This is a genomic window from Pseudomonas sp. MWU12-2037 (assembly GCF_023242345.1).
Lineage (GTDB): Bacteria > Pseudomonadota > Gammaproteobacteria > Pseudomonadales > Pseudomonadaceae > Aquipseudomonas > Aquipseudomonas gingeri_D.
Window position 1 is genome coordinate 68,208 of record NZ_JALLIZ010000006.1, and the last position, 21,778, is coordinate 89,985.

The 21,778-nt window shown below is 61.2% G+C and carries 17 protein-coding genes; 9 read left to right on the forward strand and 8 right to left on the reverse strand.

The genetic code is table 11. From position 1 onward, the window contains the following. Positions 1-36 precede the first annotated feature (36 nt). The gene (locus tag M5B42_RS12680) at positions 37-1,098 is read left to right on the forward strand and encodes an alkene reductase (RefSeq protein WP_248746024.1); all 1,062 of its coding nucleotides are present in this window, start codon (positions 37-39) and stop codon (positions 1,096-1,098) included. A gap of 50 nt (positions 1,099-1,148) precedes the next feature. Here M5B42_RS12680 and M5B42_RS12685 read toward each other — a convergent pair whose 3' ends face one another. The 3 genes from M5B42_RS12685 to M5B42_RS12695 form a co-directional block, all read right to left on the reverse strand. Then, a complete protein-coding gene (locus tag M5B42_RS12685; RefSeq protein WP_248746025.1) occupies positions 1,149-2,450 on the reverse strand; it encodes an MFS transporter in 1,302 nt (433 codons plus the stop codon). A 264-nt stretch (positions 2,451-2,714) separates the two neighbouring features. After that, on the reverse strand, positions 2,715-3,590 hold the full coding sequence (locus tag M5B42_RS12690) for a DNA/RNA non-specific endonuclease (RefSeq protein ID WP_152740383.1): 876 nt from the start codon (positions 3,588-3,590) through the stop codon (positions 2,715-2,717). Positions 3,591-3,749: 159 nt separating this feature from the next. Next, positions 3,750-4,376, reverse strand: coding sequence for a DUF4123 domain-containing protein (locus M5B42_RS12695; protein ID WP_248746026.1), 627 nt, complete (start codon positions 4,374-4,376; stop codon positions 3,750-3,752). On the opposite strand from M5B42_RS12695, the gene M5B42_RS12700 reads away from it, so the two are divergent. The 5 genes from M5B42_RS12700 (at position 4,371) to poxB (ending at position 12,103) form a co-directional block, all read left to right on the forward strand. Continuing rightward, positions 4,371-4,556: a hypothetical protein gene (locus M5B42_RS12700; protein WP_248746027.1), complete on the forward strand. Its 186-nt coding sequence runs from the start codon at positions 4,371-4,373 to the stop codon at positions 4,554-4,556. The genes M5B42_RS12695 and M5B42_RS12700 overlap by 6 nt on opposite strands. A gap of 401 nt (positions 4,557-4,957) precedes the next feature. Continuing rightward, on the forward strand, positions 4,958-6,883 hold the full coding sequence (locus tag M5B42_RS12705) for an IucA/IucC family protein (protein ID WP_248746028.1): 1,926 nt from the start codon (positions 4,958-4,960) through the stop codon (positions 6,881-6,883). Then, a complete protein-coding gene (locus M5B42_RS12710) occupies positions 6,873-8,102 on the forward strand; it encodes an MFS transporter (RefSeq protein ID WP_177100574.1) in 1,230 nt (409 codons plus the stop codon). The genes M5B42_RS12705 and M5B42_RS12710 overlap by 11 nt, the downstream gene beginning before the upstream one ends. Next, positions 8,099-10,219 (forward strand): TonB-dependent receptor, encoded by a 2,121-nt coding sequence (locus tag M5B42_RS12715; RefSeq protein WP_248746029.1) that lies wholly within the window; start codon positions 8,099-8,101, stop codon positions 10,217-10,219. The genes M5B42_RS12710 and M5B42_RS12715 overlap by 4 nt, the downstream gene beginning before the upstream one ends. Positions 10,220-10,378: 159 nt before the next feature. Then, complete coding sequence (gene poxB / locus M5B42_RS12720) at positions 10,379-12,103, forward strand: ubiquinone-dependent pyruvate dehydrogenase (RefSeq protein WP_248746030.1); 1,725 nt, start codon at positions 10,379-10,381, stop codon at positions 12,101-12,103. A 9-nt stretch (positions 12,104-12,112) separates the two neighbouring features. Here the strand turns inward: poxB and M5B42_RS12725 are convergent, their stop codons facing one another. Continuing rightward, complete coding sequence (locus M5B42_RS12725; RefSeq protein ID WP_103496632.1) at positions 12,113-12,967, reverse strand: LysR family transcriptional regulator; 855 nt, start codon at positions 12,965-12,967, stop codon at positions 12,113-12,115. Between the two features lie 101 nt (positions 12,968-13,068). On the opposite strand from M5B42_RS12725, the gene M5B42_RS12730 reads away from it, so the two are divergent. The 3 genes from M5B42_RS12730 (at position 13,069) to M5B42_RS12740 (ending at position 17,256) form a co-directional block, all read left to right on the forward strand. Next, positions 13,069-13,698 carry an NAD(P)H-dependent oxidoreductase gene (locus M5B42_RS12730; protein ID WP_248746031.1) on the forward strand — a complete coding sequence of 210 codons (630 nt, stop codon included), beginning with the start codon at positions 13,069-13,071 and terminating at the stop codon, positions 13,696-13,698. A 343-nt stretch (positions 13,699-14,041) separates the two neighbouring features. After that, a complete protein-coding gene (locus M5B42_RS12735; RefSeq protein WP_248746032.1) occupies positions 14,042-15,463 on the forward strand; it encodes an amino acid permease in 1,422 nt (473 codons plus the stop codon). 173 nt (positions 15,464-15,636) lie between these two features. After that, positions 15,637-17,256, forward strand: coding sequence for a methyl-accepting chemotaxis protein (locus M5B42_RS12740; protein ID WP_103496635.1), 1,620 nt, complete (start codon positions 15,637-15,639; stop codon positions 17,254-17,256). Positions 17,257-17,268: 12 nt separating this feature from the next. On the opposite strand, the gene M5B42_RS12745 is transcribed toward M5B42_RS12740, so the two are convergent. The 4 genes from M5B42_RS12745 to araG form a co-directional block, all read right to left on the reverse strand. Continuing rightward, positions 17,269-18,072, reverse strand: coding sequence for an IclR family transcriptional regulator (locus M5B42_RS12745; RefSeq protein ID WP_103496636.1), 804 nt, complete (start codon positions 18,070-18,072; stop codon positions 17,269-17,271). An 87-nt stretch (positions 18,073-18,159) separates the two neighbouring features. After that, positions 18,160-19,257: an aldose epimerase family protein gene (locus tag M5B42_RS12750; RefSeq protein WP_248746033.1), complete on the reverse strand. Its 1,098-nt coding sequence runs from the start codon at positions 19,255-19,257 to the stop codon at positions 18,160-18,162. A gap of 10 nt (positions 19,258-19,267) precedes the next feature. Continuing rightward, positions 19,268-20,233 (reverse strand): L-arabinose ABC transporter permease AraH, encoded by a 966-nt coding sequence (gene araH, locus M5B42_RS12755; protein WP_103496638.1) that lies wholly within the window; start codon positions 20,231-20,233, stop codon positions 19,268-19,270. 18 nt (positions 20,234-20,251) lie between these two features. Continuing rightward, a complete protein-coding gene (gene araG, locus M5B42_RS12760; RefSeq protein WP_248746034.1) occupies positions 20,252-21,766 on the reverse strand; it encodes an L-arabinose ABC transporter ATP-binding protein AraG in 1,515 nt (504 codons plus the stop codon). Positions 21,767-21,778 lie beyond the last annotated feature (12 nt).

Sequence of the window (21,778 nt, forward strand, 5' to 3'; positions counted from 1 at the left end):
GCGTCTCCAGCAACACACACTTTCGAGGATCGCACCATGAGCTCACTCTTCAGCCCCATACACGTCGCCAACGCCACCTTTTCAAACCGCCTGGTCATGGCGCCCATGACCCGCAGCCGCGCGGAGTTCGATGGCACCCCGGGGGAACTGGCGGCCGAATATTATGCCCAGCGCGCCAGCGTCGGCCTGATCGTTACCGAGGGTACACAGCCGTCCGACGATGCTCAGGGCTACCTGACCACGCCGGGTATCTATAGCGATGCCCACGTGGCCGGCTGGAAGAAAGTCACCGACGCGGTACACACCCACGGTGGGCATATTTTTATCCAGTTGATGCATGCCGGTCGCATGTCCCACCCCGATAACACGCCCCATCATCGCCAGGGCGTGGCACCGTCCGCCATCGCACCCAATACGCCCATGTTCACCGTCAAAGGCATGCAGGACATCCCGGTGCCACGGGCGCTGAGCACCGAGGAAGTACGTCAGACCGTCGCTGATTTCCGCTTCGCCGCGCGCCGGGCCATTGAAGCCGGGGCCGACGGTGTCGAAATTCACGGCGCCAACGCCTACCTGGTCCAGCAGTTCCTGGCCCCCAGCGCCAACACCCGAACCGATGAATACGGTGGCTCGATCGAGAACCGCGCGCGTTTTGCCATTGAGGTCGTGACCGCCATCGCCGAGGAAATCGGTGCCGATAAAACCGCCCTCCGCCTCTCGCCCGGCATCACGATGTGGGGTATCGATGAAGGTGAGGAAGGTCCGAACCTCTACCGCTACCTGGTGACCGAACTGAACAAGCTCGGCCTTGCTTACCTCCATATCCTGCATAAAGGCGACGACGCGCTTCTGGCGGACATCCGCAAGGCCTGGGACAACACCCTGATCGTCAACCGCCCTGGCCGCCCGCGGGAACAGATTGGCGCCGACCTGGCTTCAGGGCTTGCGGACATGGAGGCCTACGGCCAGATGGTTCTGGCCAATCCGGACTTTGTCGAGCGCTTGAAGACTGATGCGCCGCTGAATAACGCGGACAACACCACCTTCTTCGGCGGCACTCAGAAGGGATACACCGACTACCTGGCCTTGAGTGTTTGAAGGCAATGAGAGGAAACAGCCAGGGCATTCTGCTGCCCTGGCTAGTCCCACTAGGCTGGAGATTGCGAACGCACCGCCGGTTTTCTCAGCATCACCGGGATCGACAGGGCAATCAACGCGGCGATCACGCAGAGCAACCCGGCGATAAAAAACGCCGGCGTGTAGGTGGCCAGCAAGGTCCGCGTCAGCCCGGCGCCATAGGCGGCAAAGGCCGCACCCAGTTGATGGCCGGCAAACACCCAGCCGAAGACGATATTGGCCCGCTCGCCGCCGAACTTCTGCGCCACCAGCTTGACCGTGGGCGGTACGGTGGCGATCCAGTCCAGACCATAAAGCACGGCGAAAAACGACAGCCCGAACACGGTGAAGTCGGTAAACGGCAGGAGCATCAGCGAAATGCCGCGCAAGCCGTAATACCAGAACAACAGCCAGCGGTTATCGAAACGATCCGACAACCAGCCCGAGCCCACGGTGCCGAAAAAGTCGAAGATCCCCATCATCGCCAGGATACCGGCCGCAGTGGTGGCCACCAGGCCGAAGTCGCCGCACATGCTGATGAAGTGGGTCTGGATCAGCCCGTTGGTGCTGGCCCCGCAGACGAAGAACGTCAGGAACAGCACCCAGAACGTCCAACTGCCCGACACGTCGCGCAGCACCTTCAGCGGGCTGATCAGCATCTGCAGCAAGCTGCCCCGGTGGGCGGGTGCCGGCAGGACCTCTTTCTCCCCATACAGCGGCAAATCCAGGTCCACCGGACGATCACGCAGCAGGGCCAGTACTGCCAGCACGACCACCGCCATGGCGCAGCAAATGAAGCTCAGCGCCAAGCGCCAGCCATAGTGTTCCGTCAAGGACGCCATCAGTGGCATGAACAGCAGTTGGCCGGTGGCGGAGCTGGCCGACAGCAACCCGACCACCAGGCCGCGACGATGGGAAAACCAGCGGGTCGCCACCGTGGCCCCAAGCACCATGGCGGTGAGTCCCGTGCCGACGCCGACCACCACGCCCCATAACAGTACCAGTTGCCAGAAGCTGTTCATGAACATCGACCCGATCATGCCGCCCAGCACGATCACCAGCGCCACCAGCACCACCCGGCGCAGGCCGAAGTAATTCATGAAGGCCGCCGCGAAAGGCCCCATCAGCCCGTACAGCATGAAACGAATCGCCAGGGCCCCGGAGATCTGCGCACTGCTCCAACCAAATTCATGCTCCAGGGGCACGATAAATACTCCCGGCGCCCCCATGGCACCGGCCATCACCAGCATGGTCAGGAAAGTGACGGCGGCCACCACCCAGCCATAGTGAACCTGACGCCGCGCCAGGCGGTTTGCGACCAATGTAGACAGCATGGAGTATTCCTCAGGCTTGCGGGACGTGCCGCATCTCGTCGGGGGAAGGACAGAATAGATTAGTTACAACCTTTATTTAATAGATGCTTTACATCATGTATTTTGAGCTGACAAGGCCCTCGATACTTCAATGCAGGGGCCAGCGACTGCTCCACAGCGGTTGTCATGAACCTTTCGACGCCAAGGAAGCTGGCGCGCAGCCTCCCCCACATCAACTGCAGCCGTTCGAGTTTCAACCTATCAAAGGAAGCGAACGCTCAACACTCAAGAACGAACCACCGAGCCCGAAACCGGCAGCTGATCCAGCAGCTTGAGCCCGGTGGTTTTCACGAACGTCTCATAGTCCATCGGCTTTTCGATACGGGTTTCCGCGTTCGGCAGTACATAGGCCCAGGCGCGCCTGGACGATACGTCGTAGACCAGCTTGAACAAGCGGGTGGGCACCCAGACCTGGTCATCGCCAATGGTCCCATGGCCCTCGTCGAAGATCGGACCGGTAAAGACAAACACATTGCCCTCGGCACGCGCCGCGAACTTTCTGACATCGGCCTCGACCTTGCTCCAGATCTTGCGGTTATTGGTCGGGTCCTGCGGGACCATGTTCGACAGCGCAAAGGACTGCGCCATGGCATTCGCATTCGGCGCATCGGCCGCCGGTGCCTGATGGCCACGGTCCACGGCCGGGTGCTGGGCCCGGTAGTCGCTCAGTTCCGCTCGCGCGCCCTTGGGGATGCGCGGGTCCGGGTAGAACTGGTTGGTACGCTCCTCCCCCTTTGCATCCTGTAGCTGGGCCGCGCTCAGGCGTTCCACCACCACAAGCGGGGTCTTGCTGGTTTGCGAGTAGAGCACCGCAAAGCTGTCGGAACACAGGGCCATGGGTTTCATGGTGGCCGGCACACTGGCGGTGCTGATCGGCTTGGCACCCGGGAACAAGTCGGCACAGCCGTCAAATGAAGCCTGTTGCTGTTGACTCGAATACAGGTCGATCGCCGCGCCCTGGCTGATGGAGCCCGAACGGTGCCCTTGTTTCTCGTGTTGGTTGGGTGGATCGATAAGATCCAGCAGGTTGCGCGCTTGTGCGGCGCTGGCAGAAAACAACACAAGGGCGGACAGCCCCACTGCGATACGGCGTAGGTTCATGCTTGGATTCTTTGGATTGGAGTGCGGGGATACAGATGACAAAGCCCTCTGGACGAGGGCTTGGAGAGGCGTTTTACGCGTTATGAGCGGAAATTGCCAGCCGCCCAAGCCTAAGGCACCGAGCTATCGGAATGGGTGGGAGGCACCCGACGTAATGTATCAATGCGCTCCTGACACGATCCGCAGCCTTTGATCCTCCAGATCGAACAGGTTCCATCGCGCCCCTTCGTCCGATTCGACCAGCAGACGGTTCAATGGCCCGAGAAACTTCGTGAACTCCTCATCGGTACAGGTGGGCAGGAAGAGCGATAAAACCCGTGGATCGTAATACCGAAACATCAGCAGCTTTTTGTCTTCGGTTCGCACGCGAAGAAATTTCTTCAGATGTAAACGTATGGCGGACATCGGCAATGCTGCCGGGGCAAAGATGAATATCCCCCAAGCGCGGCCCCAACCTCGATCCAGCAGTTCCCGGGTGGCAGGCGACGTGGACGTCAGTTGGGATTCGGGTTGAGCGGGAGGTGGCAAGACAGGTGCTAGCGTATCCGTTTCCACACTGGGCTTTTTTGCCGGACGGCGAACCGCGGGCCTTGCGGCCGGCGCATCGATCCGACCCGCGGCCTCCGACGCCGGTACCCGGGTGCGCGCCATGGGGACGTAGGGATAAACGTAGGCACACAAATGCCCATTCTGGGGGTTGCGAGAGAATTGTCTCAGCACCTCCGCGTCGGGTAAGCGATGGCTATGCGCCAACTGGCTGGAGAGCAAGGAGCGCAGACGATGCATCTCTCCAGCACCCTGGAAATATCGGCGAACAAAACGCTCCACCTGCCACGTCTCACCCAGGTCCATTCTGACCGCTCGCTGGTCGTAGGTTCAGTTACCCGTCCTCGTATCGAACGGGTCATGAGCAAACCCGGCCCTGTCGGCAATCTCGATGCGATCCAGTCCGTCAAAAAAACATAACCGCATAGGCTGAAGGCCCTTAAACGGGATAAGACGTCATTTGTAGCATAAGTGGCCAGGCAGGCGGTCCCGAAAATCCCTGTGTGCTCGACGATTCCCGGGCAGCTTCCTGACATCCGGGAAGTCGGCCAGACCGCACAAAACCGATACCAAAACAGTCCTGCTTTTGTGTAGGACGTCACTGCACGCCTCCCGGCGAGTGGATCCGACACGCCTCGAGAAAATCCTCGAAGCCCTTAAAAGACACGGGATAGAGCGGTTTTATAGAAACAAAAATGACCGCCCATCCTGGGACAATGCAAACTTAAAGATACTAATAACAATGATTATCATTGGTTTTCGTGTTTTAACTCGCTATCCTTCGCGTGCTTTCACTCAAGACCGTGCACAAGGAGTCAGACTTGAAAAATGGATACAGCAAGAAACCGCAAGCCCTGCTGAGTCGCTGGAGCGAAGCGCTCGGCACCCCTCTTTTCCAAGCCAACCACATCACTCTCGACGCGCTGGTCAACACCCTTGCACCTGCCGCCGAGCGCAGTTTCCAGCGCTTGATCCAGGCGCTGTTCCGCGAAGGTCTGCTGGACGCCGGCGCGCTCGAATACGACGAGCCCCCTCGATGCTGGTTGACCCTCGCCGACCGCACCCGCCTGTGCTTCGACCATCTGCTCCCTGGACGCATGAGCAGTTGGGACCTGCGGGGCGACATCACGGCGTACGGCGATGATCATCCCCCGCACAAGATCCAGTTTCCCTCGGAGCTGCTGAGCCTGCTCAACCATGGCCTCGAGTCGCCTGCCGACGCCGAGGTGCTGCGCCGCCTCAACGAAGAACTCGACGACAGTTTCGCCAACGACACCCTGTGCCTGGCCTTCCACGAGCGCTGGACACTCCAGTTGCATGAATCCATGGACCCGGCGCACAGCGACAATCTGCTGGGCTGGCTCAAGGATGAGCCGAGCATCGCCAACCCCACTTCCCTGCTGGAACAGTGGGGCACGCTGGGCCACCCCTGGCACCCCAACTACAAGACCAAACTGGGCTTGAGCACGGACCAGGTCATCGACTTCTCACCGGAATTCGAAGCCCGTTTCCCGGTGATGCTCTGCGCATTGCACCACCAGTTTGCCCATGTCGAATCACTGGCTGGCACCATGGATTACTGGCAGTGGTGGCAAGCCCACTTCCCCCAGGCCGCGCAACAGTTGACCGCTGAATTGACCCGTCAGGGCCTTGAAGCCGGCGACTACCTGCCACTGCCCGCCCATCCCTGGCAGGCACGCCAGGAGCTGCCGCAGACCTTCGCCAACGAAATCGGTGATCGCCTGCTGGTCCTGACCGATATAGTCGCGTTCACCGCCCACCCGACCATGTCGTTCCGCACCGTATTGCCTGAAGGCCGCCGTGACGCGCCGATGGTCAAGCTGCCGGTGTCACTGCGCCTGACCAGCGTGCAGCGCACCGTTTCGCCACGCTCGGCGCGCATGGGCCCGCGCATCAGCCTGCTGATGCAAAGCATCCTGGCGCGCGAGCCCGGGATCCGGAACATTCTCGGTATCGTTCCCGAACGCATCGGTGTGCATTTCAAACCGCAACCGGTTGACGACGAACGTTCCCGTCACCTGGCCGTACTGTACCGGGACAACCCACTGAGCCAGTTGCAACCGGGCGAAATGGCCATTCCGGTCGGCAGTCTGTTTGCCATCGACCAGCACGGCCAACCGCTGTTGAGGCAGTGGGTGCGCCTGGCAAAAGGCACGGACGATAGCGCCGCCATGCAATCGTTCTTCCACGACTACGCGTCGATTGCGGTGCCTGCCCTGCTAGGTATGTACCTGCGCTACGGCGTCGCGTTCGAGGCCCACCAGCAAAACAGCTTCATGATCATGGCCGCGGACGGACAGTTGAGCCGCCTGTTGTTGCGAGACTTCGGCGATATCCGGATCGACCGCAAGACCTTGCACGCACAGGGCCTGGACATCGAACTGCATGATCCGAAGATGACCCTGTATGACGATGCCGGCTTCGTGCGCGACAAGCTGCTGCATACGGTCTTCATGTGTCATCTGGGCGAACTGGTGCTGCTCAGCGCCCGCCACTTCGACATCCCCCAGGCCCTGCTCTGGAGTGAACTGGCAACCCAGGTCCGCCAGTGCTTCGACGACTTGCGCGATCAGGTCGAACCACAGCGCTGGAGCACCGAGCGCCAGGCCCTGCTGGAACAGGACTGGCCCGCCAAGTCGTTTATGCGCATGCGCCTGCTCGAGAGTCACGCCGATATCGTCGGGCGCCTGCGCAACCCTCTGAGCGTCAACGCCGATGGCAGCTAACGACACGGCGCTGCGGTTGCTGGTCGGGATTCAACTGGTGTCCATGGGGGCCATGGAAATGAGCGGCCCCTTCTGGCCCCTGCAGATCCAGAAGCTGCTCGGTGCCGCCGGTGCCCAGTACACCGGCCTGCTGTCTTCGCTGGTGTACGCCGGGCCGATGATGGCGGCGATGATCCTGACCCCGATGTGGGGGCGACTGGGCGACCGCACCGGGCACAAGCCGATGATCATTCGTGCACTGCTGGCGCTGGCGGTGTGCCAGGCGCTGGCCGCGATCACCTTCGATCCCTGGCTGCTGGTGGGCATCCGGGTGGTTCAGGGTGCCCTGGCCGGGTTTATCGCGGCGGCCCAGGCCTACGCATTGGCCTGCTGCGGCGCCGGCGGACGGGGGCAGATTCTCGCCCGCCTGCAATCGGCCACGGCGGTCGGCTCGCTGGCCGGGCCGGTGCTGGGCGGCTGGTTGATGGATATCTCGGGGTTCGCCTTGCTGTGCTACAGCGCTACCGCGATTTGCCTGTTGTGTGCGGCGATCAGTCTGTTTTTACCCAGTGACACACAGCGTGCGCCGGCCAAGCAAAAACCGGCGCACGCAGCGCTGCCCAAGGGTTGGCTGGGGGCCATGCTCGGGGTCATCGTGCTGATCCAGGCCGCCAAGATGATGCCGCAACCGTTCTATGCCTTGTACGTGGCGGACGTCCTGCACGCGCCTGGATGGTTGATCGGCGCCAGCTATGCCGCCAGTGCCGCCACCCTGGCCTTGTCCGCGCCGCTGTGGGGACGACTGTTCGACCGCCATCAGCCCGCGCACACCTTGCGGGTCATCGAATGGGTTGCCTGGGCCTGTGCCCTGACCCTGGCCTTTACCGCCGTGGCCAGCGAATGGATGGGCTTTCTCGCCAGCCGGCTGCTGTGGGGCGTGTGGCAAGGCGCGCTACTGCCCGTTGCCTACACCTTGATCGCCAACACCGTTGCCCCCAGCCAGCAAGGCTTTGCCCTGGGCCTGGGCAACAGCGCCGCCAAAGCCGGCGCGTTGTGCGGGGTTTTGCTGGGGGGCATCGGCATGGGAATCGTCGGCGTGGCCCACAGCTTCTGGCTCGTCGCCCTCACCTACGCCATTGCCGCCCTGGGTATCCGCGCCATCCGATCATTTTCACGAACGCCGGAAACCGGCGTTTTATCGACCCACACTTCTGCGAATCAAACAAAGAAAGAGCCATGAAAAAAATACAACTTTCCATCCTCCTGCCCTTTATCGGCTCGCTGAGCACACCGGCCTGGGCCGATCAGAGCGAACCCGCCCAGGCGGCACCCGGTACCCTGCAACTGCAGGAAATGGTGGTTTCCGCCACCCGCAGCGAAACCAGCATCGCCTCGATTCCAGGCTCCGTGCAGGTGATCAACGAAGAGCAGATCCGCCAGCAGACCGGTGCCGGTCGGCGGGTCGCGGATATCCTCGGGCAACTGGTGCCGGGCATCTCCCCTTCCACCGGTGGCATGAGCAACTTTGGCCAGACCCTGCGCGGACGCAACACCCTGATCCTGATCGACGGGGTCTCCCAGAACGCGACGCGGGACAACTTCCGCCAGCTCAACAGCATCGCCCCGGAAAGCATCGAACGCATCGAAGTGGTCTCCGGCGCCAGCAGCGTCTACGGTGCGGGCGCGTCGGGCGGCATCATCAACATCATCACCAAGCGCAACAAGGGTGAGGAACTGGCGTTCAGCAGCAAGATCGGCATGACCACCGGCAACAACCTCAACAACAAGGGCTTCTCCTACGAAGCCTTCCAGAGCGCCACGGGGCACAAGGACGCGCTGGACTGGTACGTGTCGGCCAACGCCGTGCAGCGCAACGACCAGTTCGACGGCAACGGCAACCGCATTCCCCAGGACACGTCCCAGGGCAGCAACATGGACACCAGCACCTACGACCTGCAAGGTCGTTTCGGCTACGCGCTGGATGCCGACAAGAAGATCAGCCTGTCACTGCAGGACTACAAGGACCAACAGGACACCGACTACACCAAGGACCCGCGCATCACCAACAATGCCGTCGCGGTAAAAGGCCTGAAGCTGGATGACCAGCCGTACACCCATAACCAGGCGGTCAACCTCAACTACACCGACAAGGATTTCCACGGTCAGGGCCTGCAGGTCGAAAGCTACTGGCGGCGTGCCGATGCACTGTTTTTCCCGGACCTGTCACGGGGCCTGGCCGGAGTCTCCGACAACAACAGCATCCAGGATGTCTACGGCCTGCGGGCGGCGATCGAAAGCAAGATGCCGGACATCGGCCCGGCCACCGGCACACTGGTCTGGGGCGCCGACTATGATCACGAAACCTCGCGCCAACGCGGCGATCAGTACCGGGTCAATGGGCTGACCTACACCAAGACCGGTACCACCTTTGAAATGGGCCCGGACACCGTGACCGCCACCAAGGCCATTTTCGGCCAGCTGTCCTACGACGTCGGCGACTGGACCCTGCGTGGCGGGGTGCGTCGCGAATGGATCGAAAGCGAGATCGCCGACAGCATCGCCTATGGCGAAATCGTCCAGACCGGCAATCGCGCGACGCTGCCCGGCGGCACCCTGAATTACAACGACACGCTGTACAACCTTGGCGCGGTGTATCACCTGAACGAAAACCAGGACCTGTTCGTCAACTTCAGCCAGGGCTTTTCCCTGCCGGATATCCAGCGCTTCCTGCGTGACGTCAGCAGTACCTACAACATCCATGACCTCAACGCCCAGGCCATCAAGGTCAACAGCTATGAGCTGGGCTGGCGTGGCAACTGGGACAAGTGGCAGGCCAGCGTCACGGCCTACGAAAACACCTCGGATGTCACCCAGTTCTATGACGCCAACAACCGCGTGCTGCGTCTGATCAACCAGAAGGAGCGCGTGCGCGGCGTGGAAACCAGCCTGAGCTACAACGTGACGGATCAATGGTCGGTGGGCGGCACTTACGCTTACGCCAAGGGCGAGACCGATCAGAACGGCAAATGGATCGACCTGCCGGCCACACGCATTTCCCCGGCCAAGACCACCGCCTTCGTCGGTTATGAGCACGGCGACTACAACCTGCGCCTGCAAGGCATGCGCCTGTCGGACTACGACGCGGCCTTCAAGGACAACAACGGTCGCGATATCAAGGGCTACACGTTGTTCGACCTGCTGGGTTCGGTAGCGTTGCCGGTGGGTCGCCTGGAAGGTGGTGTCTACAACCTGGCGAACCGCAACTACCAGAACATGTTCGCCCAGGCCAATGCCCGCGCGCCTTATCCGAATGCCGAAGGTCGGACCTTGAGCGTGAGTTACGCGGTCGATTGGTAAAACCCGCCCGTGAAGGCGTCAGTCCTCAACCCTTGCGGGGGACTGACGCAGCGCCTTCCCATAAGTGATTCTTCACATTCAGGAGGGAGCATTCCCCGCCATGGAACTGTCCTCTAGTGATCGGCAACTTTTTACCCTCACTGACGACTGGAGTTCTTCATGGCGAAAATCACCCTGGCCCGGCAATTGGCGACTACCCTTGAACAGGCGGGCATCAAGCGTATCTGGGGCCTGACCGGCGACAGTCTCAACGGCCTGACCGACGCCCTGCGCGCCATGGACAGCATCGAGTGGATGCATGTGCGCCACGAAGAAGTCGCGGCCTTCGCCGCCGGCGCCGAAGCCGCTGCCACCGGCGAGCTGACGGTGTGTGCCGGCAGTTGCGGGCCGGGCAACCTGCACTTGATCAATGGCCTGTTCGACTGCCATCGCAACCATGTGCCGGTCCTGGCCATCGCCGCACAGATCCCCTCCTCCGAGATTGGCCTGAACTACTTCCAGGAAACCCATCCCCAGGAGCTGTTCAAGGAATGCAGTCACTTTATCGAGTTGGTGACCAATCCCGCGCAGATGCCCCAGGTGCTGCACCGGGCCATGCGTTCGGCGATCCTCAACCGCGGCGTGGCGGTGGTGGTGATTCCGGGGGATGTGTCACTGCTGGAAGTGGAAGACAGCTTCAAGCCATGGCCGGCGCTGTTGGCGCCGCGCACCTTGCCGGCGGAACAGGACCTGCAACGCCTTACCGATATCCTCGAACACAGTAAATCCGTAACCCTGCTGTGCGGCAGCGGCTGTGCCGGTGCCCACGACGACGTGCTGGCCCTGGCCGACGCCCTCGGTGCGCCGGTGGTCCACGCCCTGCGGGGCAAGGAGCATGTGGAGTGGGACAACCCCTTCGACGTCGGCATGACCGGCCTGATAGGTTTCAGTTCCGGTTACCATGCGATGCTCAACTGCGACACGCTGATCATGCTCGGCACCGACTTCCCCTATCGGCAGTTCTACCCCACCGACGCGAAGATCATCCAGGTCGACCGTAATCCGCAAGCGCTGGGCCGGCGTGTCACCCTGGACCTGGGGATCGCCGCTGACGTCAGCGAAACCCTCCAGGCCCTGTTGACGCGCCTGACCCGCAAGACCGACCGCAGCTTTCTCGAAAGCTCCCTCAAGCACTACGAGAAAGCACGCCAGGGCCTTGATGAGCTCGCACAACCCTCAAAGGCCGGTCGGCCGATCCACCCGCAATACGTTACCCGCCTGCTCAGTGAACTGGCCGACGACGATGCGATCTTCACCGCCGACGTCGGCTCGCCCACCGTCTGGGCCGCGCGTTACCTGAAGATGAATGGCAAACGCCGGCTGATCGGCTCGTTCAACCACGGTTCCATGGCCAACGCCATGCCCCAGGCCATCGGCGCGCAAGCGGCCTTTCCCGGGCGCCAGGTGATTTCCCTGTCCGGCGATGGCGGTTTCAGCATGCTGATGGGCGACTTCATTTCCCTGGCACAGTTGAAGCTGCCGGTGAAAGTCATTGTCTACGACAACGCCTCCCTGGGATTCGTCGCCATGGAGATGAAAGCCTCCGGCTACTTGGACACCGGCACCGAGCTGAAAAACCCGGACTTCGCGGCCATGTCCAACGCCATGGGCATCCTCGGTATTCGCGTCGAGCAATCCGAAGACCTGGAACCGGCCCTGCGCCGCGCCCTGGCCCATGACGGTCCGGTGCTGGTGGACGTGGTCACCGCCACCCAGGAACTGGTCATGCCGCCGAGCATCAAGCTGGAACAGGCCAAGGGCTTCAGCCTGTATATGCTCAAGGCGGTGATGAGCGGACGCGGTGATGAGGTGATCGAATTGGCGCGGACCAACTGGTTGCGCTGATCCGGCCATTCAGTGACGGCGGCTGGCGCCGTAGCGGATGATCACCCGGGTAATCGCCTCGATAATCAGCGGGTCCGCCTCCGGCGCACTGAATAAACGGAACTCGGCATCGGGCAGCGGCGGCAAGCCATGCTCGGCGCCGAGGACTGCCAATCCCTGGGACACTTGGCTGAGGGTCATCGGCGCGATGGCAAAGCCTGCCAGGGCCGCAGCCTGCAACGCGGCATAGCTAGTGCAGAGCATGGCCGTGCGCTGGGTGATGCCGGCCTGGGCCAGACGCGTCAACGCGGCCTCCCGGTAAGGACAGGGTTCCGGGAACAGGGCCAGGGGCAAGGGTGTCGGCAAGGTGCCTAAAGGTTGTGCGGACCAGGCCCAGACCAGGGGTTCCTGCCATAACGCCAGGCCGGGCTCGCTGGACTCACACAACGAACCGACCACCAGATCCAGTTCGCCCTGCTTCATCAGGGTCAGCAACGAGCCGGGAATACTGACCTGCACCTTGAGCTGCATGCCCGGATAGTCGGCGGCGAAGGCCTGCAACTCCCGCAACAGACGGGCATCGGCGAACTCTTCCGAAACACCGATGCGCAAACTCCCTTGAAACGCCGAACGGGTCAGCTCGGCCCAGGCATCCCGATTGAGCGCCAGAATACCCCGGGCATAGGCCATCAACCGTTCGCCATCGGCCGTCAGTTGTTGGGAGCGGGTGGTGCGGGTGAGCAGCGGCTTGCCCACCTGCTCTTCCAGGCGCCGCAAATGACCGCTGACGGCCGACTGGGTCAGGTGCAGGCGGGCCGCGGCGCGACTGAAGCCGCCTTCATCCACCACCGCGACGAAGGTCTTGAGCAACAAGGCATCGAACATATGCTGATACGTGATCAATAAGTCTGTAAAACACGATTTATATTTCAAGTAGCGCTATGTTGCAATGCTCGGGTCTTCTCTCCCCTTCCCTGAGGCCCGCCATGACCGTCCTTCTGCATATCGAATGCTCCCCGCGCAAACAGCGCTCCGCCTCCCTGGAAATCGCCCGCCAGTTCATTGCTCGCTATCAGCGCAACGCGCCGGATACCCAAGTCGTCACCCTGGACCTGTGGAACCTGGACCTACCGGAGTTTGACGGGCCGGTGATGGATGCCAAATATGCCGGCCTGAGCGGCACCCCATTGACCGAGGAACAGGACGCCGCCTGGACGACCCTGAAAGATCTAGCGGCTCACTTGCATCAGGCTAACGTACTGGTGTTCTCCGTTCCGCTGTGGAATTTCGCAGTACCCTACAAGCTCAAGCACTTTATCGACGTGGTTTCGCAGAAAGACGTACTGTTTGAATTCAGCCCGGAACACGGCCTGCGGGGTTTGCTGCATAACAAGACGGCCGTGAACGTGTATGCGCGCGGCATGGACTATTCCGAACCGACCGCGCAACCGATGGACTTCCAGAAACCTTATATGGAAGCCTGGCTGGGTTTTATTGGTGTGACCGACGTGCATTCGCTCTATGTAGAGAAAACCATTCTCGGGCCTGACGTTGATTTGGCCTCTCGCCAGAACACCACCGGACAGGCCCTGGCGCTGGCCGACCGACTGGCCTGATCGCAGGTAAAAAACAGACCCAGCCGAAACGGCTGGGATCGTGACACAGCAGAATCATCCCGCAATAATCGGCATCACGTCTTACTTGATAAAGCGTATAACACCCGCTAAAGCCTCTCCATCCAAGTACAACTTTCCGATACTTATCTCTTAAATCAACCACTTATACAGTGAAAACGCCTGTAGTCCGCTTTTTATACTTCCCATCCCGCTGATCTCGCAGGTGTTGCCCTGCAAGACCGGTCGCCCAAAAAGTCGACCCGGTTGAGCGAGTACGGGCTATCCGTCGGTACTTCCAACGCTCGGTGGTTTATATCCAATAACAAGATGAGGTTGTATTTCTATGCGCGCAGACAACCATCTGCCCAACGGGGGGACTGCTCAAGGCGGACCGCTCAAACGTGAACTGGGTGAACGACATATTCGTTTGATGGCCCTCGGCGCCTGTATCGGTGTCGGGCTATTCCTCGGTTCGGCCAAGGCCATTCAAATGGCCGGTCCGGCCATCATGCTGTCCTATATCATCGGCGGCCTGGCGATCCTGGTGATCATGCGCGCCCTGGGCGAAATGGCGGTACATAACCCCGTCGCCGGCTCGTTCAGCCGTTACGCACAAGATTACCTGGGCCCGTTGGCGGGATTTCTCACCGGCTGGAACTACTGGTTCCTGTGGCTGGTGACCTGCGTGGCGGAAATCACCGCGGTGGCGGTGTACATGGGCGTCTGGTTCCCCGATGTGCCGCGCTGGATCTGGGCCCTCGCCGCCCTGGTCAGCATGGGCACGGTCAACCTGATCGCAGTGAAAGCCTTCGGTGAGTTCGAGTTCTGGTTCGCCCTGATCAAGATCGTCACCATCATTGCAATGGTGGTGGGCGGGATCGGTGTGATCGCTTTCGGTTTCGGTAACGATGGCGTGGCACTGGGGATTTCCAATCTGTGGAACCATGGCGGCTTTATGCCGAACGGCGTCACCGGCGTGCTGATGTCGTTGCAAATGGTGATGTTCGCCTACCTGGGCGTGGAAATGATCGGCCTGACCGCCGGAGAAGCACGCAACCCGGAGAAAACCATTCCCCAGGCGATCGGCTCGGTGTTCTGGCGCATCCTGCTGTTCTACGTGGGGGCCTTGTTCGTCATCCTGTCGATCTACCCCTGGGGCGAAATCGGTACCCAGGGCAGCCCCTTTGTCATGACCTTCGAGCGGCTGGGCATCAAGACCGCTGCCGGCATCATCAACTTCGTGGTGATCACCGCGGCGCTCTCCTCCTGCAACGGCGGGATCTTCAGCACCGGGCGCATGCTCTACAGCCTGGCACAGAACGGCCAGGCGCCAAAAACCTTCGGCAAAACCGCCGGCAACGGTGTGCCGCGCAATGCGCTGCTGTTGTCCATCGCGGCCTTGTTGCTGGGTGTACTGCTGAACTACCTGGTGCCGGAAAAGGTCTTCGTCTGGGTCACCTCGATTGCCACCTTTGGTGCGATCTGGACCTGGGCGATGATCCTGCTGGCCCAGCTCAGGTTTCGCAAAGGCCTGAGCGCAGCGGAACGTGCAGGCCTGAAATACCGCATGTGGCTGTACCCGATCAGCTCCTACCTGGCGTTGGCGTTCCTGGTGCTGGTGGTGGGCCTGATGGCCTATTTCCCGGACACCCGCGTGGCACTCTACATAGGACCGGCGTTCCTGGTGCTGCTGACGGTGCTGTTCCATGTATTCAGGTTGCAACCAGCCAATTCCCTCCGAGGTGCGGTGCGCTTGGCCCCTTGATGGTGTAACGCGCTTGGCCAAAGGATCGCACTGCTGCAGCCCCAAGAGCAGCAGTGCGCGCTGGCGGCTCCCCATTGAATGCTGACGCATACCTCGTTTTTTCCGACTTCCTGGCCCACCTGTACTAGCCTCTTGGACAGCTCAAGCATTTTCCTGGAAACGAGGAAGCCCGTATGCGCCTTAGAAATCTCAATGTAGCCCCGCGCTCAGCGCTGTTTTTCGCCTTGATCATTGCCTTGGTTTTTATCCTCGGCGCAGTCGCGGTGGTGCAGATGGGCGGCCTGCGGGACTCGGAAAAAGATGTCGAAGTCAATTGGATGCCCAGCGTCCGACAAACGGCATTGATGAGCCTTGGGGTGATGCGCCTGAGACTCGAAGTCCAGCGCAGCATTGCTGACCCCGAAGGTATTCAAAAGACGGCTGAAGCCTTCCCGGGCTTCCGAAAGGCTTTCATGGAGGCGGTGGCCAATTATGAGCCTCTGGTTGCGAGCGACCAGGAGCGCGCGCTTTATCTGAAGGTAAAGGCATCCGCCGAGGCGTACTCCAGGCAGTTGGACAGTCTCGAACCACTGATGAAACGCGCTGACTTGCCTGCGATAGCCAGCCTGAATGCGACAAGCATCCGGCCTATCACCACCTTGATGGAGGGGCAGATCAAAGACCTGACCGACATCAATAACGAGGGCGCGGCACTGGCGGGTCGAAATGCCGCCCATCTCTACTCCACGGGACTTTGGCTGGTTGTCGGTCTGATTGCAGGTGTAGTGATTCTGACTGTCGGGTTGGCAATAGTTCTGACCAGGAGCATCACCTCTCCCATCAGCGATGCCTTGTCCGTCGCCGAGCGTATCGCCAGTAGCGACCTGTCAAAGGAAGTACGGGTGAGCGGGACCGATGAAGCCGGACGACTGTTGAAAGCACTGGCGCAGATGCAGAAAAACCTTCGCAATACCATTGTGCAGATCTCCGAGTCTTCCACCCAACTGGCCTCCGCGGCCGAGGAAATGACAGCGGTCACCGAGGAGTCCAGCCGAGGCCTTGTTGCACAGAACGACGAAGTCAATCAAGCCGCTACGGCCGTCACCGAGATGAGTGCTGCGGTTGATGAGGTCGCGCGTAACGCGGAGTCAGCCTCCGAAGAGTCCAGGCGCACCCAGGGCTTTACCGAGGTTGGCCTGAAGCGAGTGGCTCAGACATTGAAATCCATTCAAAAGCTGAGCGGTAATGTTGAAAACACCAGCGAGCAGATTCAAGGTCTGTCAAATCAGGCCCAGGGTATCAATAAAGTCGTCGAGGTGATTCGGGCGATCGCGGAGCAGACCAACCTTCTGGCGTTGAACGCCGCCATTGAAGCCGCACGAGCCGGTGAACAAGGCCGTGGTTTTGCGGTGGTTGCCGACGAGGTCAGGGCTTTGGCCCACCGAACCCAGCAATCGACCCAAGAGATCGAGCAGATGATTGCGGCGATTCAGAACGATTCGGAGCACGCCGTGGAAGCCATGAATACCAGCAAAGCATTGGCAACCGAATCCCTTGGCGTGGCTCAAGAAGCCAGTAGCTCCCTGGATCAGATTGCCAGCGCCATGATTCAGATCAATGAACGTAATCTTCTGATCGCGACCGCTTCTGAAGAACAGGCCCACGTGGCCCGTGAGGTCGATCGCAACCTGGTCAGTATCCGCGAGCTTGCCGCACAGAGCTCCGCAGGCGCCAGCCAAACGGCCAGCGCCTGCAATGAGATGTCAAAACTGGCGGTCAATCTCAATCAGTTGGTGAATCGCTTCGTGGTGTGAAAGGCGGACCACTCAGGATTTGGCGCCCAGCTCCGCGGAAATCCGCGCGGCGGCGCTTTTGATCTGCGGGATCAACTCGGCCATTTTCTCCAGCGGCATATAGGGCACCGTGCTGGCGATGCTTATGCCGGCAACGATTTTCCGGCTGGCATCCCGTATAGGCGCGGCCACACAACGGATCGACGGTTCATTGTCTTCCAGGTCGAAGGCATAGCCCCCCGCCACATACTCCTGCATGCGCGCACGGAACTGCTCCCAGGTCTGTTCCACATGCTGGGGCCACAGGGCGTTCTTGCCGCCCACCGGCAGGCTGATCTGATACAGGCGCTGCCATTCTTCCGGCGAGCAATCGAGCATCAGCGCCTTGCCGATCCCGGTCCGCGCCAGCGGCATGCGATGGCCGACCCGCGAACGCATTTCCGGGCCATTGCGCCCCGGATTCTTGTGCAGATACAGCACGTCATCGTCTTCACGAATGGCCAGGTGGATGGTGTCGCCGGTCAGCGCCGACAATTCATCCAGGAATGGCGTAGCCAGGGTCACCAGCGGCAGGGCTTCGCGGGCCTGGAAACCCAGCTCGATCAGCTTCGGTCCCAACAGATAGCCGACTTGCGGCACCACCCGCAGATAGCGCTCGTCCACCAGGCAACTGGCCAGGCGATGGGTGGTGCTGCGCGTGGTCCCAATCAGCCGGGCAATCTCCTTGAGATCCCGGGCGCCGTTGGCCACCGCCTGCACCACGCCCAAGCCCCGGAGCAGCGTCTGGGTGCCGGTGGGTGCAGAGTCCTTGGCGTTTTTCAGGGTGTCGTCCAGCATATGCAGCCTTATAAAAGGGTCTACGAAAACGAAGGCCATTATGGCCGCTCACTGGCCCGCCTGCATGTCACTTTTCAGGCCTTCCGCTCACTGCGCCGAGAAGCGGATCAAGGTGGTCTGGCGATAGACCTCCCCCGCCTCGATCCAGGCCCGGGGAAAACCGGGTTGGTTGATGCCATCGGGACAGTTCTGGGTCTCCAGGGCAAAACCGGCCCAACGCGGATAAGGCTTGCCCGCCTTGCCCTGAGCACTGCCGTCGAAGGCATTGCTGGTATAGAACTGCACCCCGGGCTCGGTGGTGTGCAACTGCAACCTGCGACCGCTTTGGGGATCGTGGATATCGACGGCCAATCGGCTCAGATCACCCTCGGCATCCAGCCTCCAGTGATGATTGAAACCCTGCTGCGCCGCACCGCTGATGCGCAATTGCGGATGGTCATCGGTGATGTGCCGGCCAATCGGCGTGGCCTGGCGAAAGTCCATCGGCGTACCGGCCACAGGCGCCATCTCACCGCGGGGTATCAGTTGCTCCGTTACCGGCAGGTAATGGCTGGCATGGAGCGTCGCCACCTGCGAGAGGATATCGCCGTTACCCGCGCCGGCCAGGTTGAAGTAGGCATGCTGGGTCAGGTTGACCGCCGTCGGTGCGTCGCTGACCGCCTGATACTCGATGCGCAGCTGGTTGTCATCGTCGAGGCTGTAGGTGACCTGGGTCCGCAGGTTGCCGGGAAAACCCATTTCGCCGTCGACGGACAGGTAACTGAGCTTCACACCCACCCAATCGCTGCCCTGGACGGGCTGCGCCTCCCAGACCTTCTTGTCGAAACCTTCGGGGCCGCCATGCAAGGCATTGGCGCCGTCATTGAGCGGTACCTGATAAATCCGCCCCGACAACTCGAACCGACCTCCCGCCAGCCGATTGGCGTAACGCCCGATCAGCGCGCCCAGGTACAAACGCTGATGCCGCTGATAGCCCGCGATATCGTCGAAGCCCAGCACCACATCCTCGTAACGGCCGTTTCTGTCCGCCACCAGCAGCGCCTGGAGAATGCCGCCGTAGGTCAGCACACTGGCCTGCATGCCGTGACGGTTGCCCAGCTGGTACTTGTGCACCGGCGTACCGTCCTCCAGATGACCGAAGAGACTTTCCCGGCAGGTCAATTCCGGCACTGGCGTACTGTTCATCCCCGCGCCCTCAGCGTTGCTTGAGGCGGTCGATGATCACCGCCCCGAGAAGAATCGAACCGCGAATGACGTACTGGTAGAAGGTGTCGATATTCTTCAGGTTCATCGCGTTCTCGATGATCGCCAGAATCAGCACGCCGGCAATCACATGGCGGATCAGCCCGATCCCGCCGCTCAGGGAAACCCCGCCGAGCACACAGGCGGAAATCACCGTCAGCTCGAAACCCTGGCCGATCATCGGCTGGCCCGAGGTCATGCGCGAGGCCAGGATCACCCCGGCCAGCGCGCCGATCAGCCCATGCACGGCGAAGATGATGATCTTGGTCCGGTCCACGTTCACGCCGGCCAGCAGCGCGGCTTCCGGGTTACCGCCGATGGCCATGGTGTTGCGACCATAGGTGGTGTAGTTGAGCAACCAGCCGAAAAAGATGAAGCACAGCACGGTGATCAAAATCGGCACCGGCACACCGAAGAGCTGGCCGTTGCCGAAGACGAAGAAGCCTTCGTCCATCACCCCGACGGCCTTGCCATTGGAGAAGATATAGGCCAGCCCGCGCACGATCTGCATGGTTGCCAGGGTGGTGATCAGTGCGTTGACCCGCAGCTTGGCGATCACGATCCCGTTGATCAGGCCCACGCACAGCCCCATGGCCAGCGCCGCCGAGACCCCGAAAAACACGCTGTCGGTATCACGAATGACAATCCCGGCCACCACCCCCGCACAGGCGATCACCGAACCGACCGACAGGTCGAAGTGCCCCGAGGCCAGGCAGAACAACATGGTGCAGGCGGCAATCCCCGTGGTGGAAATCGCCAGGCCCAGGCCGCGCATGTTCAGGGAGGACATGAAGTTATCGATGAACAGCGCGCAGAGCACAAAGATCCCGATGGCTGCGAGCAGCATCACCCAATCGTCGAAGAACTTGCGCTGATTGAAGCCGAGCCAGAATGCGTGTGTATTTTTGACCTGTGACATAGACACCTCAATAGGTTTTCAGTCCCGCGAACGCGGGAGGGCCAGTTGCAACAGACGGGCTTCGTCGGCTTCGCTGCGTAACCGTTCACCGGTAATCGCGCCTTCGCTCATGACCAGGATGCGGTCGGAAATGCCCATGACCTCCATCAGGTCGCTGGACACCACGATCACCGCAATACCCTGCTCGGAGAGGTTGTAGATGATCTTGTAGATCTCGGCCTTGGCACCGATATCGATGCCGCGAGTCGGCTCATCGAGCAGCAGCACTTTCATCGGCATCGACAGCCAGCGCCCCAGGATCGCCTTCTGCTGGTTGCCACCGGACAGGTAGAGGATCGGTTGGCTGGCCGAAGGCGTACGGATATTCAGCGCGGCGATTTGCTGTTGGGCATTGTCCCGCTCCCAAGCGCCGCGGATCAGCCAGCCGAAGCCGGCGTGATGAGTCCGGGCGCTGATATTGATGTTCTCCGCCACACTGGCACGGGGCACGATGCCTTCCTTCTTGCGATCCTCCGGACACAGCAGCACCCCCGCCGCAATGGCATCGCGCGGCGATTTGAACGCCACCGTCTGCTCATCCAGCACCAGGCGTCCAGCCTTGCTGCGGGACAGGCCGGCCAACAGCCGCAAGAGTTCGGTGCGCCCGGCGCCGACCAGGCCGAACAGCCCGAGGATCTCGCCCTTGTTCACGCTGAAACTCGCCGGTTCCAATACGCCCGGCCCGAGCAGGCCTTCGACCCGCAAGGCCTGGCCACCTTGCGGGCGCGGACGGTAGTCGTAGATGTCCTTGATATCGCGCCCGACCATGCTGCTGACCAGCCGGTCGATGCTCAGCTGTTGCATATCCTCGAAGGTGCAGACAAAACGGCCGTCCTTGAACACCGTCACCGCATCGCAGATGCGGAACACCTCTTCCATGCGATGGGAGACATACAGAATCACCCGCCCCTCATCCCGCAGCCGGGCAATGATCAGCATCAGCCGCTCGATCTCCCGCGCCGACAGGCTGCTGGTGGGTTCATCGAAGGCAATCACATGGGCATTACGCGACATGGCCTTGGCAATCTCGATCATTTGCCGCTGGCCCAGGGACAGGCTGCCCAACCGCGCATTGGGATCGATCTCGTCGGCCAGGCCCTTGAGCAGCTGGCGGGCGCTGCGCACCATTTCCCGGCGATTGACCAGGCCCAGGCGCGAGGGCATGTGTCCCAGCAGCAGGTTTTCGGCCACGGTCATTTCCGGCACCAGATGCAGTTCCTGGTGGATCACCGCGACGCCATGGGCAATGCTGTCGGCCGCCGACCTGAAACTCATGACCTGCTCGCCGATCTGCAGGTTGCCGCTGTTGGGCGAATAGAACCCGCCGAGGATCTTCAACAGGGTCGACTTGCCCGCGCCGTTCTCGCCCATCAGCGCATGCACGCTGCCGGGCCGCGCCTCGAAACTGATCTGCGCCAGCGCCCGTACCCCGGGAAACTCCTTGCCGATGCCGTTGAAGCGCAGGCTCGCGGCCGCCTTCGAGTGTTCCAACATAACCTATCTCCC